Origin of the sequence: Methanobrevibacter sp. UBA212, from assembly GCF_905233225.1 — an archaeon.
Classification (GTDB): domain Archaea; phylum Methanobacteriota; class Methanobacteria; order Methanobacteriales; family Methanobacteriaceae; genus Methanocatella.
In genome coordinates this window covers 94,169-110,817 of the sequence record NZ_CAJODJ010000006.1, presented here as the reverse complement: position 1 = coordinate 110,817, position 16,649 = coordinate 94,169, and the positions used below count along the sequence as shown (strand labels likewise).

Here is a 16,649-nt window from a genome sequence, read left to right as displayed (position 1 = left end):
TAAAATAATTATAATTTGTTTATTTTTTATAATATATTTTATAAATTATATATTCAATTTTACTTTAATTTTTCTAAATTATAGTAACATTTATATATGATGTAGATTAACTTATTTAATAGAGGTTCATAACATAACCGTTATTTGCCTTTATGAATTGATCATTATTTTTTATTCTCGAGAGGGGCTGAAAAACACTTCAGTTTCTCTCTCCTCCTTAAGTTTTTAATACTAGTTTTTTCTAATTTTATAATATGATTAAAAAAATTCCAGTAATAGATTTAAAACAGCACCAGGCCGTAAGCGGCAAATCAGGAATGAGGGATACCTATCAGCCATTGAACACGGTCTTTGCACACTCATCCAATCCTGTTGAAATTGCCCAGGGCTTGAAACTGAACGGGGCGGATGAAATGTATATCGCCGATTTGGATTTGATAGAATCTCGGGGCCACAACATCAACGACGTGAAAATGGTCAACACCATTATTCCGGTCATGTTCGACGGCGGAGTTAAGAATTGCGAGTCATTTGAGTTTTTCCTTGACTATGCATTTAAGGTGATTGTCCCAACCGAAACCCTTGAAAGCATTGATGAGATGGAAAAGATATTCGAAAAGTATCCGAAGGAAAGAATTGTGGTCAGCATCGATACGAAAAACGGCGAACTGCTTTCAAAGCACCTTGACATGACATTGTCTGAATTAAAAGAGATTTTGATAAAATTAAATCCAAATGAAATCATCCTTCTGGATATCACAGGTGTCGGCACTGAAAAGGGATACAATAAAAAGCTGTTGGATGAATTCGGTGAACTTAAGGACAAACTGATAATTGCCGGCGGATTGAATAAGGATTCTTTAGCTGAACTGGAATCATGGGGTATAAAAAAAGTATTGATAGGAACTAGTCTTCATTCAGGTGATGTGAAAATTCTAGACTAGAACGCTTAAAACCACATATGGGAATGCACAAGCCATAATGAATAATACGATTCCTAAAGCTAATTTAGTTTTGCTTTCTTCTAGGGATCCGGAGATAATCATCACTATCGCTAGAAATCCAAAAACTACTGGAAGAATATGAGAAAAAATTGTAGTTCCAACTATTGCCATTTTAAATCACTACTATAATTTTACCTTTTTAGTTATATAAATTTAACTTTAAAATTAATTGTTTTGAAATTAAATAAACTTTTTATATTAATTTTTTTAAATATTAGTCTATGAGAGTGGATAGGCATCACCATCACAAAAAAGCGGGTGAAAATTTAGCGGTTGTCTTTTTTCTAAACCTGGCGTTTAATGTCATTGTTGTTATAGGGGCACTTGCTACAAACAGTATGGCCATATTGAGTGATTTCATTCATGACATGTCAGACACCATTTCAATCGCTTTGGCATGGTTTTTGGAACATGTTGCTCAAAGGGATTCATCTGAAAACTATTCTTACGGCTATCAGCGTTTTTCAATTCTTGGGGCTGTCATAATATCCGTTTTTGTTATTGTGATGGCATTTGTGATTTTATCAGAAGCGATTCCTCGGCTGTTTGCTCCTGAAGGTGTTGATGCCGGAGGAATGCTTGTTATTGCAGTTATAGGTTTGATATTCAAATCCCTGTCAGTTTACAGGCTTCACAGAGGAGAGACATTTAATGAAAAGGCGATTCTGTTCCATCAGCTTGGAGACGTATTTGAATGGGTCGCAATATTGGTTTTAAGTCTGGTGCTTATGTTTTGGGAGGGTGCTGCATATCTTGATCCATTTGTTTCCATTGGTATTGCATTATGGCTGATATTCAATCTTGGCCGCAACCTGGTCAAATCGGTTCAGATTTTGCTTCAAAAGACTCCAAGCAATTTTGACGTTGATGAATTCAAGGCATCAATCACATCCATCGAAGGCGTAAATGCCATCGATGATTTTCATGTCTGGTCACTTGACGGCATCGATTCCGTTCTGACAGTTAAGGTTTCAATCGGCAACTGGGAAATGCAAGAGGATATCAAGAACGAGATTTATGATATTGCTTCAAGATATCATATTGTTGACATTACTATTGAATTCGATTAATTTTGAGGATAATTTATGACTTTGGTGGTTATTGGGCCTGTAACACATGATTTGGTTGTTATTGGCGATGAGGAATCTCATAAGATTGGTGGAGCGACCTATTTTCAAAGCTTTGTTTTCGAGGAGTTTCACAATGATTATCTGGCTATCGTCAACTGTAGTGATGAGAAGTTGATTGAGGAATTCCCTTCAAAGGATAAGGTTAAGGCAATAATGAAGGAAAACACCCATTTTTTTATAAATGAATATTCCTCCAGGGAGGATTTGAATACCAGAGTGCAGTTGAGCAATTTTGCCAACATTCCGATATTGCCGGAGGATTTGGAGGAAATATTGCCTTCTCAAATCGACGGTTTTGTTTTAAATCCCTTGAACCGTTATGATTTTCCAGCCGAAACCGTTGAATATCTGAAAGGTTTTGACGTTCCAATATTCCTGTCAATTCAAGGTTTTTTGAGACTTCCTGGTGTTCAAGTAAATGAAAATTTCACCATAAAATTATCTGACTTTGATGAGCTGGCATCTATTTTATCAGGTGTTGATGTTATATTTTTAGATGAGTCAGAAAAAAACATGATTGGAACAGGGTATGATGTAGGTGAGATGGTCATAACTAACGGTTCCCACGGTTCGAGAATAATTTCGGATTCGGAGATTAAAATCGATGCAGTTCCCTGTGTCAATCTTGTGGATACCACCGGCTGCGGAGATACTTACATGGCGGCATATGTCTCACAAAGATTATTGCTTAAATCTCCCGAAACCGCCGGAAAGTTTGCCTCAAGGATTGCCAGTGAAAAAATAGAAAATTTTGGGCCTTATAATTTTAACAAATAATTGACATTATTTAGATTTATAAAAATTATTTTTAACGGTCATCATTTCTTATTTTTAATACTTTTCATTTGAATTTTCATTGTTTAGAAAACTTTATTAATTAATAGGATTATAATTATATATGCATTTTTGAATTTTTTTTACACTTTTAAAGGGTCATCATGTTAAACAAATCAACAAATATAATCGAAAGGGAATTTAAGAATTTACGTAAGGAGCTATTGGACTTAACTTTAAGGAATCAACTTCTTAATTTTAAATCAAGGGCTAAGACTATCACTATAGTAAATCAATCTCCTATAAATCTTTATCAGACATTGGTCCTGCAGGAAAACAAGATGTATTTTGTGGCCAATAAGAAAGATAAGAAGGAAGATAAATCTTCAGTTTGGGACCACATTCCATTTGATTTTTCAAAGTTTTCAGAGGGAGATAAGAAATTAGCCACTGATTTGACTCCAAAGGAGCTTCAGAAAAGATTATATTACATCAATAACCAGGCTAAAACAATGCTCCAGGAGCAGGGTTATAACATTTTGTATTTGGCAATCGGCTTTTTGGAGTGGAAAGACAAGTCAAAGCCGAGACAAAAGAACAAGGCGCCGCTGGTGCTGATTCCTGTTTCAATGGAGAGGAAAAAGGTTGGTGAATCATTCAACCTCGAATGGACTGGTGAGGATATTCAAACCAACATATCACTTAAGGCCAAACTTCTAGAAGCGGGAATTGAGTTTCCCGATTTTGAATTTAAAAGGTATGGTGAAGTCGTAGACCATTATATCGCAAGCGTCAAGCGTGCCGTTTCACGTATGGACGGATGGGATGTCAACAATGAGGTGGCATTGGGATTCTTCAGTTTCACCAAATTTGTAATGTATAACGATTTGAACCCTGAAGCGTGGGAAGACAATGTTGATCTGACTAAAAATGAATTGATTCAGGCAATATTCAACCCCGCCAAAAACGATCAGGAATCATTCAGGGAAGAGGAAATCGATTCAAGGCTCGAATATCAAAACATGTATCAGGTTCTTGATGCCGATTCGTCCCAGATTGCAGCCATTCAGGATGTTAAGGCAGGCCGCAATCTTGTGGTGGAAGGACCTCCGGGAACCGGTAAGTCACAGACTATTGTGAACCTGATTGCAGAGCTTCTGGCCGAAGGCAAATCAGTTTTATTCGTATCGGAAAAGATGGCGGCACTGGATGTTGTAAAGGACAGGTTGACAGGTGTCGGTCTGGGCAAGTTTGTCCTGGAATTGCATTCCCACAAGACAAGACGCAAGAAATTCCTTAAGGACCTGCAGAAGGCCACAAACGTAAGGGCTCAGGAACCTTTAAACATCGACCAGACAATTCGCAAGCTCGAAACTCTTCGTCGCCAATTAGATGATTATTCTCAGATTATTCACATGCCTGCTTTTGCAGTCAATTTATCCCCGTTCCAATTATATGGAATGAAGGAATCTGCTGATGACCATTTTGCCCGCAAAGACGCATTGATGCCATTGGTAAGGTTCGAAAACCCTGAAACAGTTACTTTAAAAGACTTGGATGATATGAAAATCGCCCTTGAAAACCTGGCGGAGCTTTATCAAACCATTTCAAAGGAAAATCCGTGGAGTAAATGCGCACCGAAAAGCCTTCTGCCGGCGGATTTGAGGGAAATTGAAATGCTTATCAACGATACCTTGCATGCCCTGGATAATTTCCTTGTGGAGCGCGGTAGGGTTTATGACATTTACGGAATCAAACAGCCGGACACATTAAACGAATTCCAGAATTCATTGTCCGCATTTGAAATAATCAAATCTCAGAATGCCGAGCTTATTGACGCAAGCATACTTAAGTCAGGCGCATGGGACAGCAACAATGATGATGCGTTCCTGCTGATTAGGGAACTTGAAAAATATCAGAGGTATGCAGGGGCACTGACTAAGTTCAACCAGAGCATTTTCCAGGTTGATATTGACAGGCTGATTTATGAACTGCAGCATCTCTCAACCAAAAGGTTCAGGTTCTTCAGCAACAAGCAATATATAGAACTTGTCGAGAGGTATTATGCGGTGCCGGTTCCTGACAGCATTGATGAAATTATCAGGGATTTGCAACAGGCAAAAGCAGTTATCCACATTAGAAAAACCCTTGAGGCAAACAATGCATTAGGTCAGAAGTATTTCGGTGGATATTGGCATCTTAATGCAAATCCTAATGATTTGAAAGCAATTGCCCGCTGGATGAATGAATTCACCGCATTGGTTCGTGAAGGGACATTTTCACAAAATACTATTGATTTGATGAGCAAGGATCTGTTTGATATCAATCCGGAAAGGGATCTTGCCGATTATATCGATTCCGGTGAGGAATTCGTAAGGGTGCTTTCAAGACTTAAGGACAAACTGAATCCGAGAAGCAAGCTAATCTTTAAAAGGGAAACAGGCGATGTTCCATTTGAGGCATGGAAAGAACAGTTGTATAATTGGAGAGGACAGCTTTCAAGCCTTCATTTATGGTCACAATACCTGAATACCAAAAATGCGCTCAAGTCATCAAATGCAAAAATGTTTGTTGATTCAATCGAAAAAAGAAACATTAAGAAATATGATATCGAGGCGCTGGTTGAAGGAAACTTTGCGGATTCCCTATTGAATATTCTCTTTGTCGAAAACCAGGAATTGGCAACATTTGTTGGGGAATTGCATGAAAACCGTATTCGCGAATTCCAGGACCTGGATAAAAAGATCTTGACATTGAACCGTAAAAGAATCTACCATAAGCTGAACAGCAACATTCCGAAAATCTTCGGAGGCACAGAAAACCCTCAGGCAAAAATATTGGCCGGGGAATTCACAAGAAAAAGCGGACACATGCCTGTAAGAAAACTTCTGGAAAAGGCAGGCGGAATGATAAAGCAAATCAAGCCATGCTTTATGATGTCTCCATTGTCAATTGCACAGTATCTGGATCCTACAAATGAGGAATTGCAGTTTGATGTCGTTATTTTCGATGAGGCAAGTCAGGTAAAACCTGAAGATGCATTGGGAGCATTCATGAGAGGAAAAACTGCAGTCGTTATGGGAGATACCCAGCAGCTGCCTCCTACATCTTTCTTTGACCAGATGTCAGATGCCGACAGCGATGAAGAGGAAGCGACATCACTGGATATGGAAAGCATATTGCATTTATGTAAATTATCATTCCCTGTAAAAATGCTGAAATGGCATTACCGTTCACGCCATGAATCACTGATTACAGTATCAAACAGGGAATTTTACGACGATGACCTGCTGGTTTATCCTTCACCTTCACATTCAGACCCTGAACTTGGTTTGAAATTCCATTATAATCCGAACACTCAATATCTTAGAGGGGCTTCATCCAAAAATCCACTGGAAGCAAAGGATGTTGTCGATGAGATATTCAATCATTTCGAAAAGTACGGAGATACAAAAAGTTTGGGTGTCGGAACATTTTCCGTTGCACAGAAAAACGCAATCCTCGAGGAACTGGAGGTAAGGCGTAAGGAACATCCCGAATATGAACCGTTATTCTCAGATAACAAGGAAGAGCGCTTCTTTGTCAAGAACCTTGAAACCATTCAGGGAGACGAAAGGGATGTTATCCTAATCAGTGTAGGGTACGGTTTTGACCAGGACGGCAAGATGTCACTTAACTTCGGTCCGCTGAATCAGGATGGTGGTGAGCGAAGGTTAAACGTATTGATTACCCGTGCAAGAGAGAAATGTGTGGTATTTTCAAACTTTAAAGCTTATGACATGAATTTAACAGCCAATCCTCCGTATGGTGTAAAATCCCTGAAGGAATTCTTGGAATATGCCGAAAACCTGACACTTGGAACACATAGCGTTGATGAGCTGTCAAAAGAACCGTTTGAAGATGCAATTGCAAGCTTTCTGCAGGAAAACGGTTACATGGTTGACAAGCACATCGGATGTGCAGGTTTCAGAGTGGATTTGGCTATTGTTGATGATGAAAATCCAGGAAAATACATACTGGGTATTACAACTGACGGAAAAATGTATGCCTCAAGCAAAGTGGCACGTGACAGGGACAGACTCCGTGAACAGGTATTGACAGGACTTGGATGGAAATTATACCATTTATGGTCTACAGACTGGTACAGGAACCGTGATTTGGGACGTAAAAAACTCCTGGAATTTGTTGAAAAATCCATCCGTGAAACTCGCGAAGAGGAAAAGCGCAAATCCGAAGAAGAAAAAAGATTGGCTGAAAAGAGAAGATTGGAAGCTGAAAAGAAAGCTGAAGAATTGCGCATTGCCCGTGAAAAAGAGGAAGCTGAAAGAAAGGCTAAAGAAGAAGCTGAAAACGATGAAATTAATGCGGAAGATATCGGTCCTGCAGACTTTGTTGAAGTTGAAAAGGCTGATGATGGAGATTTCCTTGAAAAACCTATTGATGTGGGTGAACTTGACCCTGAAGAATTCTTTAAAGATGTTGATGCAGAAGAGGTCAAGTCCCCTAAAGCAATGAATGAGGATGCACCATCACAAGCCAAATCTGAATTTGTTGAGGTTGAGGATTCCGGTGATGTTAAGGATTATTCCGAGTATGCTGGTGAGTCCGAGTTTATTGGAGGAGCCGATGAAGCGGAAGAATCTGCTAAAACCGACTCTGTATCAAATAAAGATGATCAGGATGTCTCTTTGGAAACTCCTAAAAATGATGATGCTGAAATTTGGGAGTCAGAAGATGAAGAATCTTCAAACAAAAATGATGATGCTGAAGTCTGGGAAGATGATGAAGGTGTCTCTCCTAAAGACAATGCCGAAGTCTGGGAAGATGATAAGGATTATTCAGAAAAAGAAAAACCAAAATCAGTTAAAGATAAACTAAAATCAATATTCGGCCACAGTCATCTGCAGGAAGACAGTGAAAAAGACGGTGAAGAAGGCGGTGCCTCTTCAGTATTGGCGGGCCTTAAATTCACAAAAGATTTGGGTAAGGATTCAGAATTGGAACAAGACTTGCCTGATGATAATGATAAAGCCGAACCTGAGGATATAGTTGATTTGGGTTCTGATGATGATTACATTTATGTTGACCACAGCAATGATGATGTGAGCGAAGAAGAGGATTCTCACATTAAATTTGATAAAAAGATTGATGAACCTATTGAGGACATTGTTGAAGAGCCTGTTAAAGAATCTGAGGACATCCCTGTAAAGGAACCTGTTGATGAGCCTGTTCGTGAAGAGGTTATTGAGGAACCTGATGATATTCCTGTTGAGGAGCCTGTTCGTGAAGAGGTTATTGAGGGACCTGCTGATGTTCCTGTTAATGAGCCTGTTCGTGAAGAGGTTGTCAAAAAAGTAAGGGATGAACCTATTTATGAGGAACCTGAGGATATTCCTGTTGATGAGCCTGTTCGTGCGGAAGCTGTAGAGGATTCCATTGATGATAAAGTTGATTTGGGTTCTGATGATGATTACATTTATGTTGACCACAGCAATGATGAGCCTGTTCGTGAAGAGGTCGTTAAAGAAGTAAATGATGAGCCTGTTGATGAGCCGATTTATGAGGAACCTGAGGATATTCCTGTTAAGCTGTAGAGGATTCCATTGATGATAAAGTTGATTTGGGTTCTGATGATGATTACATTTATGTTGACCACAGCAATGACGACAATGATAATGAGCCTCAAGTCAGTGATGAGAGGAATAGTGACAATGAAATATCAAACGAGCCAGTCGAGACCCATCATGGGCTAAATAGAAACACTTTCGTAAAATCAAGAATCTCTGATGTGGTTATGGGCGAGTCAAAATTGAAACCTCAGGAAGTTAAACGCGTCAAAGGAGAGTTCATCGAAGATGATGAGTTGCCGTTGCATAAACCTGCTCCAAAGGATGAATTTGTAGTTGATGCGGAAATTGTTAATGATGATGACTTGAATGCATTGAATGATGACTTGCATGATTGGAATCAGGATGATGAGGAATTGAACATTTTCAATGATAATTTGCCTGATTGGAATAATAATGATGATTCCAATGATGTTTCAGACATCGTAAACGATGCCAAAAACGGTTATATTGATGAAACATTTGATGATATTGAAATTGATGGCGATGAGAAAGTCTTTGATTTGGAAGACGATGAGGATTACACACAAACCTCCGCTTATGATTCAAACGTTGAAAGAGAAACTCCTGTTGCGGATAATCGGGATAGCGTTGAGGACAGTGAAAGTTTCGATGCCATCGAAGATGATGACAATCAGGAATCTGATGATGGAGTTACCTACTATCAGGGTTCCAATGATGTTACAAGCAAACTGAGAAAAAACAATTTGTATTATGATGATGAAAAGCCTAGGTCCGTTAAAGATTCCATCATAGGATTTAAAAATGACATGAAATACATTAACAAATCATTGAAGGAAATTGAAAATCCAACCAAAATCGATTATGTTTCTGTGGTTGACAGGACAGAGGAATATGACCCTGCAGATTACCTGAATATGCCAAGTGATGATGATTCCGATAAAATCATTCAAAGGGAAGAGGAATTGACTTTTGCAGAAAAAGAAGAGATGAGAATTGAGAGGGAAATGAAAATGGAATCTCTTCAAAAAGAAATTGAAAGCGATGAAAATGTCATTGTTCCAGTTCATCAGCAGCACAGAAGGGAAGAGCTGAAAGATCAGGCATTGGAGGACATCATCCAATCCGCTGATGAGGACTATAAGGAAATCGAAAAGGAAAGGCGCAAGCAGGATAATCAGCTTAAGGCATTCGACAATCACAAGCTGCCCGGCAAAAAGAAACTTGAGGACAATATCGTAGATTATGTTGAATCAGCAGACATAGGCCTTAGCTCATCTGATGATTTGTATAAAAAGCCGATATCTGATGTTGCAGATTCAGTTAAACTTATTGTGGATATTGAAGGCCCTATTCATGTAAATGAAGTCACAAAAAGAATCAAGAACAGCTGTCATATCAAACGTGCAGGAGCCAATTTGAAAAAGACAGTCAATGCCGCCATTGAAACTTCAGAAAACTCAGGCGATATCATTAGGATTGGGGACTTTTTATATGATGCGTCAAATAATAATGTGCTTATCAGAAGAAGAAACAAGCCTAATATAGAATTGATTTCAGATGAAGAGATATCCAAAAGCATTGAGCTTGTATTAACTTATAATCCTCATATCTCAACAAAGCAAGTTGCCAAGGAAACCTCACGTAATTTCGGATTCAAGTCCACATCCAAAAAGACTGCAACAAGAATAAACGGAGTACTTGATTTGATGATTGCAAACAATAGAGTTAAAATCGACAATGATTATGTTGAGCTTAAATAGTGTTTTTTATGTCAACCAAACTTAAATCTCCCGATAATCTGCCGAATAAGCCCGGTGTCTATATAATGCGCGATTCTTCCGACACAATTATATACGTCGGCAAGGCGAAAAACCTCATCAAAAGGGTCAAATCCTATTTCAGGGAAAAGCTGGACAGACCCAAAACCCAAATACTGATGAGCCATTTCGACAGTCTAGAATATATCGTCACCAATTCTGAAAAGGAAGCGCTGATTTTAGAGGCCACATTGATCAAGAAGCATCGTCCAAGGTATAATGTCCAGCTGAAGGATGATAAGCGATATCCATATGTCAAGATAACAGAGGAGGATTTTCCGAGACTTGTCATCACGCGCAATGTCACAAAAAATGGGATTTATTACGGTCCTTTCACAGATGTGGGCTCTGTTAAGCAGACCGTTAAGTTTTTAAAGTCATTATTTAAAATCAGGACTTGCCGAAACATGAACGGGCCATGCCTCAATGCCCAAATTGATTTGTGCAACGCCCCATGTGACGGCAGGATTTCGAAAGATGAATATTCCGAAATTATCAATAAAATAGACCTGTTTTTCCAGGGGAAATATTCCACTATCGTCAGGAATCTTAAAAAGGAAATGATGGAGGCCGCAGACAATGAGGAATTTGAAAAGGCGGCAGTCATAAGGGACCAGATTGCATCAATTGAGGAAATCATGGAAAAGCAGTTTGTTGATTTGGTGGATGATGACCTGGACCAGGACGTTATTGCAATTGCTCCCGGTGAAAATGAGGTTGTGGTAATCATCATGCCGATTAGAAACGGTAAGATTGTAGGCCGTGATGACTTTTTGATGAGCGCATCGCAATATGATTCGTCATCTGAAATCATGTTTTCTTTTATTCAGCAGTATTACGGTTACAATAGGCATGTTCCAAAGCAAATCCTTTTGGATGAGGATATTGATGAGAAGGAGCTGCTTGAAGATTGGCTAAGTGATTTGAGGGGAAACAAGGTAAAAATCAAGGTTCCTCAAAAAGGGGTGAAATTAAGGCTCGTTAAGATGGCGAAGAAAAACGCCGAAATCATCAAGCATCAAAAGAAAAAGATGGAATCTGCTCTGATAGAGCTTAAAAAATACCTAAAACTTGAAAAGATGCCTCATGTAATCGAGGGGTATGATATCAGTAACATTTCAGGCAAATTTGCAGTCGGCTCAAAAGTGTCATTCAAGGACGGCAAACCCGACAAAAAAAGGTACAAGCATTTCAAAATGGAAACTCCCGGTCCGAACGATTTTGCGATGATGGAGGAATTGCTGACTCGCAGATTGAAAATGGTCGACCGAGACCCTGAACCCGACCTGATAGTCATTGATGGAGGTAAAGGGCAGCTTGGTATGGCTTGTGGGGTTTTGGAGAAATTGAATTTAACTCATATTCCTATCATTGGCCTTGCAAAAGAATTTGAAGAGGTGTTCACTCCTAATTCAAGTCGTCCAATAATAATTCCTAAAAACAACAAGGCATTGTATTTGCTTCAGCAGGTAAGGGATGAATCTCACAGGTTTGCAATAACTTATCATAGGAAACTGCGCAGCAAGAATATTTCGGCCTCTTCACTGGACGATATTGCTGGTGTGGGTAAAAAAAGAAAGGTTGCTCTTTTGAAGGAATTTGGAAGCATTGATAATATTAAAACCGCTTCAGTAGACCAATTAGCTAAAATAGACGGCATGAATCAAAAAACCGCTGAAAATGTCTATAATTATTATCACTAACGTCTAATTATTTTTTAGTAAAAAATACTGATTTTCCATTAACTTTAAATATAAGTATTTTTAAAATGTTTTTACAACAGAATTTAAAAAGGTTAATTTATATGGTAAAATGTCCACGGTGCGGGTATGATAATTTGCCCTCTGCCGTATATTGTGATAACTGTGCCTATCTGCTTTCCGACTCACAAGGCAAAAAAATAAAAATGGTGAAGCGTGAAAAAAGTTGGAACATGGGCATAGCTAAAAAAATTGCTATAGTGTTGGGAATTATTATTGTTGGATATCTATTGTTTTCAGTTGTTTATAATAATACTCAACCGACCGAACAGGAATCATTAAACGTCATTACTGATGACGGAAGTCATCTTCAATCTTCTTCTTATCCCTACAAAGCAAAAATTTCCTACGAAGGTAGCTGGTTTGCTGAAATGGGCGATCCGAACTATCTTGTAAAAGAGGAAGGGGACGGTACAAAAACTATTACACTTGACTGTGCTCCTTGGGAACGCATTTGCATTAATGCACAAAAAGAGGATTATGGTGAAGGTGAACTTAAGGTTCAACTTTTAAGAGATGATCAGGTTGTAGCAGAGAATACGTCTTCCAACGCTACAGGAAACGTAGTAATAAACTATAATTATTGAATTTGACTCATTCTTTGCTCTAAAAGTTCCACTAGCTCATCGGTTTTGTAGAGTCTGATTTCCTGGGAATCTTTATCCTTGAATATCTTGATAAAGTTAATCAGGTCATTGCATAGTTGGTCGTATTGGATACTTAGTGTGTTGTAGTTATTCAGTAGTGCAAATGCCTTTTGTTGGTCTAATTTGGGTTCATCCCTTAGAATCCTTTCCATATTGGCAAAATGTGTTTCAATCATTATTTTTTCTTGTTCTAAGGTATCCATATATTCTTGAATTTTATTGTCGCTAGCCATTTTTATCACTTGTTTTAATATTAAATTGTCAACATATAAATAGTTTCAAAAATATATTTGTATAAGTATAAAGGGGCATTAATAATGATTAAAGTTGAAAATGTAAGTAAAGATTATGAATTGGCTGACGGAACTAAAGTCAAGGCTTTAAAGGATGTTAGCTTCGAAGTCGAAGAAGGCGAAATACTTGGAATCATGGGAAAAAGCGGTTCCGGCAAAACAACACTTTTAAGGGCTCTTAGAGGTGTTGAACATATTGACGACGGAAGCATTGAAGTGGGAAATGTAAAGGTAACTTCCGAATCTTCCCAATTTTATTACAATGAGCTCAAAAAGGAAACTGCAATTCACCTTCAGAGGTCTTTCGGAATATGGCCGGACACTGTGCGTGAAAATGTATTGCGTAAACTCTATGCCAGAAGATACTTTGATGAGGGTGACACCAATTTTGAAGTCGCTGAAAGTGAATTCGGTGAGGAAGCAGATGAACTGTTGGAGCTTGTTTCATTAACTCATAAAAAGGACCACTATGCATCAGTATTAAGTGGTGGAGAAAAACAAAGACTTATAATGGCAAGGCAGCTTGCAAAACAGCCAAAAGCTTTACTTCTTGATGAACCTGCAACCATGGCATGCCCTAAAACAAAACAAGAAATATTGGATGCGGTTAAAAAGATTAACAATGAACTGAACATTACAGTAATTATCGTATCCCATTTGCCTGATATCCAAAAGTACCTGGCTGACAGGGTAATCCTGCTTGAAGACGGTGAAATTGCCGATGAGGGGTCTGCGAAGGAAATCTGTGACAAGTTTATGGAGGGTATGGATGATATTGTGGACATTCAGAATGTATCAACCGATGAGGACCTCATTGATGTAAAGGATGTCTATAAAAGGTTCTACCTCCTGACCGGTGGTGAAGTTCTTCAGATGGAGGATATCAACTTCAAGGTTCAGGATAAAAACATTTTAAGCATCATCGGACCAAGCGGAGCCGGTAAAACCGTACTTTTAAGAATGCTTGGCGGATTGGATGACCCTGATAAGGGGGAAGTGCTCTATAAGGTAGAGGACAGATGGGCAGATATCGATATTCCAGGATATGACCGTATGATGATACGCTCAAAATTGGGTTTCATGCACCAGGAATTTGCCCTAACCCATTATGCAACTGTATTGAGCCAGTTGTCCACAAGATTAGGATATAAAAAGCAGGACATAGTTAACGAGGCAAAGGCAAGGGCTGAAAAATTGGGATTAAGTGAGGAACTCCTGGATTCATTCTATCTGTTGACTGATTTGCCTGAAACTGAAGCCAAAGAGCGCTTGAGGCAAGTGGGTTTGGACGGCGAAATCCTGAATGACCTGTTCCCGAGATTTCCTGAAACAGCTACAAAAGAGGCAGTGGCCGATATTTTCGAAAGCCTTGATTTGGACATGGATATCCTGCACAGAAAATCCTATGAACTTTCAGGCGGTCAAAAGGTACGTGTAATGCTGGCAATGATACTGGTTTCAAGACCTAAATTCCTGCTTTTGGATGAGCCGTTCGGTGATTTGGACCCTGTCACCTTAAGGGATGTGACCAATGCCCTTAAAACAATATCCAAGGATTACGGAATTACTATCGTAATGGTTTCCCACAACACAGACTTCATTAAGGAACTGTCCAACAGGGCATTATTCATGGATGACGGAAAAATCATTGATGATAGTGAAAACATCGATGAGATAGTGGACAATTTCATTGATTTCTGTCATGCTGATTATCTGAAAGGGGATTAGGCAATGTTTGACGTTATTGCAGTTCCTGTTGACGGATCAGACTATGGATACAAGGCAGCCGATGTAGCCATTGAGATAGCCCAAAAATTCAATTCCAAAATTGCAGCGGTGCATGTTCTTGAGGAATTCTCCTTAAACAGCTATGATTTTGAGGAAGATTCCGGAGATGAGATTCTGGCAAAGGTAACCGAAAAGGCATCTGAGGCTGATGTTGAAGTGGTTGAGCATTTGCTTACTGCCGACCCGTTAAGGGACATGAGATTCATTGTTGACCAGACACGTGCAGATTTGGTTGTCATCCATGCGCATGGAGCCAACAACAACAGATTCGTATCCTTTGAGGATAACAGCGTAAGCGACACTCAAATAGGTTCAGTTTCAGAAAGGCTCTTGAGAACCTCAAATGTTCCGGTGTTATTAGTCAAATAATAATTTAAAACTTTTTTTCTTTTTAATTATCTATTTATTCGCTATTTTTTACTATACTTTTAAATATTATGAAAATCTAATTATTTATAACATAAATTGTTTATATTAAAGGAGATATTTTTATGATTGTAAAAGATTGGTGCTCATTCTGCGGCGAATGTGCCGGAGTATGTCCAAGAAACTTGATTCAAGTAAGAGAATACAGTTTGGTATTTAATGAAGATGAATGTAAGGAATGTTCAATATGTATTGATGCATGCCCTGTTGATGCATTAGAAAGAGAGGAATGATAACATGATCGAAACTGATGTAATTGTAGTAGGTTCCGGACCTGCAGGTTCAAGCGCAGCAAAACACGCTGCATTAGGTGGAGCAAAAGTAATTTTAATGGATAAGAAATCTGAAATTGGATCTCCAAAAAGATGTGCTGAAGGGGTTTCAATCCAAGGGCTTGAAAAATTAGGTATTGAACCTTCCCCAAGATGGGTAACCCAGGAAATCCAGGGTGTAAGAATCCAGACTCCTGATGCAACTGACGTATGGTTGACAAAGGATGAGGTTAAGTTACCTGAAGCAGGCTACATTCTTGAAAGAAAAGTGTTCGATAAGCACATGGCAATGGATGCAGCAAGAGCAGGTGCTGAAATCAAAATCAAAACATTGGTGACCGGAATTGAAAAAATCGACAACGGTTACATTGTCAAAACAGAATGCATGGGCGAAAAGATTGATTACAAATGTAAAATATTGATTGCCGCTGACGGTCCTGAAGGTCACGTTGCAAGATGGGCGGGACTCAGACCTGCTGCAAAACCTAAGGAAATGGAATCCGGTGTACAATACGAAATGTGTAACGTTGAATTTGAAAGGCCTGGCGTCATTGAATTTTACTTAGGTTCCTGCGCTCCTGGAGGATATGTATGGATTTTCCCTAAAGGTGACGACATCGCAAATGTCGGTTTGGCAATCCTTCCTCACAAGGCGGAAAAGACAGCAAAAGAATACTTGGATGATTTCGTTGCAAAATCACCTTACCTTAAAAACGCTCAGGCTGTTGAGCTGAATGTGGGAGGAGACCCTGTTGGCGGAATGACCAAAAAACTTTATGATGACAACATTATGGTCGTGGGAGACGCTGCAGGACAGGTTAACCCATTGACCGGTGGAGGAATCATTTCCGGTATGACAGGTGGAATGTGTGCAGGCCAAGTTGCGGCACAGGCAATCAAGGAAGACTGCTCTAAAAAATTCCTAAAGCAATATGATAAAATGGCACATGAGGAACTCGACCACGAAATCAAAAGATACAAAAAGGTACAAGAGTACTTGCTCACCTTGTCCGATGAAGAGTTGGACAGTATCGCTCACGCTTTCCAGGGCGAAAGCTTCGAAAAGATTTCCACCACTGAAATCGTTAAAAAATTAATTAAAGTATCTCCAAAAGCTTTACTCAAATTAGGTAAATTCATATAAGGT

General features: G+C 39.0%; 13 protein-coding genes. 11 read left to right on the top strand and 2 right to left on the bottom strand.

All coding sequences use genetic code 11. The features are described from left to right. Window positions 1-254: 254 nt before the first annotated feature. On the top strand, window positions 255-944 hold the full coding sequence (locus QZ138_RS02125) for a HisA/HisF family protein (protein WP_292885667.1): 690 nt from the start codon (window positions 255-257) through the stop codon (window positions 942-944). Here the strand turns inward: QZ138_RS02125 and QZ138_RS02120 are convergent. After that, window positions 936-1,115, bottom strand: coding sequence for a hypothetical protein (locus QZ138_RS02120; RefSeq protein WP_292885664.1), 180 nt, complete (start codon window positions 1,113-1,115; stop codon window positions 936-938). The two genes, QZ138_RS02125 and QZ138_RS02120, sit on opposite strands and share 9 nt — an antisense overlap. A 110-nt stretch (window positions 1,116-1,225) precedes the next feature. Between QZ138_RS02120 and QZ138_RS02115 the strand changes: the two genes are divergently transcribed. The 6 genes from QZ138_RS02115 to QZ138_RS02090 all read left to right on the top strand — a co-directional run bounded on the left by QZ138_RS02115 (window position 1,226) and on the right by QZ138_RS02090 (window position 12,663). Then, window positions 1,226-2,074, top strand: a complete 849-nt coding sequence (locus tag QZ138_RS02115; RefSeq protein ID WP_292885661.1) for a cation diffusion facilitator family transporter — start codon at window positions 1,226-1,228, stop codon at window positions 2,072-2,074. 15 nt (window positions 2,075-2,089) lie between these two features. Next, entirely contained in the window at window positions 2,090-2,911 is an 822-nt protein-coding gene (locus QZ138_RS02110; protein WP_292885658.1) for a PfkB family carbohydrate kinase, read from the top strand. 161 nt (window positions 2,912-3,072) lie between these two features. Beyond that, on the top strand, window positions 3,073-8,502 hold the full coding sequence (locus tag QZ138_RS02105) for a DUF4011 domain-containing protein (RefSeq protein WP_292885655.1): 5,430 nt from the start codon (window positions 3,073-3,075) through the stop codon (window positions 8,500-8,502). A gap of 26 nt (window positions 8,503-8,528) precedes the next feature. After that, window positions 8,529-10,259, top strand: coding sequence for a DUF3320 domain-containing protein (locus tag QZ138_RS02100; RefSeq protein ID WP_292885652.1), 1,731 nt, complete (start codon window positions 8,529-8,531; stop codon window positions 10,257-10,259). 8 nt (window positions 10,260-10,267) lie between these two features. Continuing rightward, a complete protein-coding gene (gene uvrC / locus QZ138_RS02095) occupies window positions 10,268-12,019 on the top strand; it encodes an excinuclease ABC subunit UvrC (RefSeq protein ID WP_292885649.1) in 1,752 nt (583 codons plus the stop codon). Window positions 12,020-12,249: 230 nt separating this feature from the next. After that, window positions 12,250-12,663 carry a hypothetical protein gene (locus tag QZ138_RS02090; RefSeq protein WP_292885646.1) on the top strand — a complete coding sequence of 138 codons (414 nt, stop codon included), beginning with the start codon at window positions 12,250-12,252 and terminating at the stop codon, window positions 12,661-12,663. Here the strand turns inward: QZ138_RS02090 and QZ138_RS02085 are convergent. Beyond that, window positions 12,657-12,956: a hypothetical protein gene (locus QZ138_RS02085; RefSeq protein WP_292885798.1), complete on the bottom strand. Its 300-nt coding sequence runs from the start codon at window positions 12,954-12,956 to the stop codon at window positions 12,657-12,659. The two genes, QZ138_RS02090 and QZ138_RS02085, sit on opposite strands and share 7 nt — an antisense overlap. An 84-nt stretch (window positions 12,957-13,040) precedes the next feature. On the opposite strand from QZ138_RS02085, the gene QZ138_RS02080 reads away from it, so the two are divergent. The 4 genes from QZ138_RS02080 to QZ138_RS02065 all read left to right on the top strand — a co-directional run bounded on the left by QZ138_RS02080 (window position 13,041) and on the right by QZ138_RS02065 (window position 16,646). Continuing rightward, complete coding sequence (locus tag QZ138_RS02080; protein WP_292885644.1) at window positions 13,041-14,744, top strand: ATP-binding cassette domain-containing protein; 1,704 nt, start codon at window positions 13,041-13,043, stop codon at window positions 14,742-14,744. Between the two features lie 3 nt (window positions 14,745-14,747). After that, on the top strand, window positions 14,748-15,173 hold the full coding sequence (locus QZ138_RS02075) for a universal stress protein (RefSeq protein WP_292885641.1): 426 nt from the start codon (window positions 14,748-14,750) through the stop codon (window positions 15,171-15,173). A gap of 122 nt (window positions 15,174-15,295) precedes the next feature. After that, a complete protein-coding gene (locus QZ138_RS02070; protein ID WP_292885638.1) occupies window positions 15,296-15,463 on the top strand; it encodes a 4Fe-4S binding protein in 168 nt (55 codons plus the stop codon). A gap of 4 nt (window positions 15,464-15,467) precedes the next feature. After that, window positions 15,468-16,646: an NAD(P)/FAD-dependent oxidoreductase gene (locus QZ138_RS02065; RefSeq protein WP_292885635.1), complete on the top strand. Its 1,179-nt coding sequence runs from the start codon at window positions 15,468-15,470 to the stop codon at window positions 16,644-16,646. The last annotated feature ends 3 nt before the right edge of the window (window positions 16,647-16,649 follow it).

Coding starts and splice junctions, on each gene's coding strand:
- QZ138_RS02125 (WP_292885667.1), top strand. CDS start 255: ATGATTAAAAAAATTCCAGTAATAGATTTAAAACAGCACCAGGCCGTA.
- QZ138_RS02120 (WP_292885664.1), bottom strand. CDS start 1,115: ATGGCAATAGTTGGAACTACAATTTTTTCTCATATTCTTCCAGTAGTT.
- QZ138_RS02115 (WP_292885661.1), top strand. CDS start 1,226: ATGAGAGTGGATAGGCATCACCATCACAAAAAAGCGGGTGAAAATTTA.
- QZ138_RS02110 (WP_292885658.1), top strand. CDS start 2,090: ATGACTTTGGTGGTTATTGGGCCTGTAACACATGATTTGGTTGTTATT.
- QZ138_RS02105 (WP_292885655.1), top strand. CDS start 3,073: ATGTTAAACAAATCAACAAATATAATCGAAAGGGAATTTAAGAATTTA.
- uvrC (WP_292885649.1), top strand. CDS start 10,268: ATGTCAACCAAACTTAAATCTCCCGATAATCTGCCGAATAAGCCCGGT.
- QZ138_RS02090 (WP_292885646.1), top strand. CDS start 12,250: ATGGGCATAGCTAAAAAAATTGCTATAGTGTTGGGAATTATTATTGTT.
- QZ138_RS02085 (WP_292885798.1), bottom strand. CDS start 12,956: ATGGCTAGCGACAATAAAATTCAAGAATATATGGATACCTTAGAACAA.
- QZ138_RS02080 (WP_292885644.1), top strand. CDS start 13,041: ATGATTAAAGTTGAAAATGTAAGTAAAGATTATGAATTGGCTGACGGA.
- QZ138_RS02075 (WP_292885641.1), top strand. CDS start 14,748: ATGTTTGACGTTATTGCAGTTCCTGTTGACGGATCAGACTATGGATAC.
- QZ138_RS02070 (WP_292885638.1), top strand. CDS start 15,296: ATGATTGTAAAAGATTGGTGCTCATTCTGCGGCGAATGTGCCGGAGTA.
- QZ138_RS02065 (WP_292885635.1), top strand. CDS start 15,468: ATGATCGAAACTGATGTAATTGTAGTAGGTTCCGGACCTGCAGGTTCA.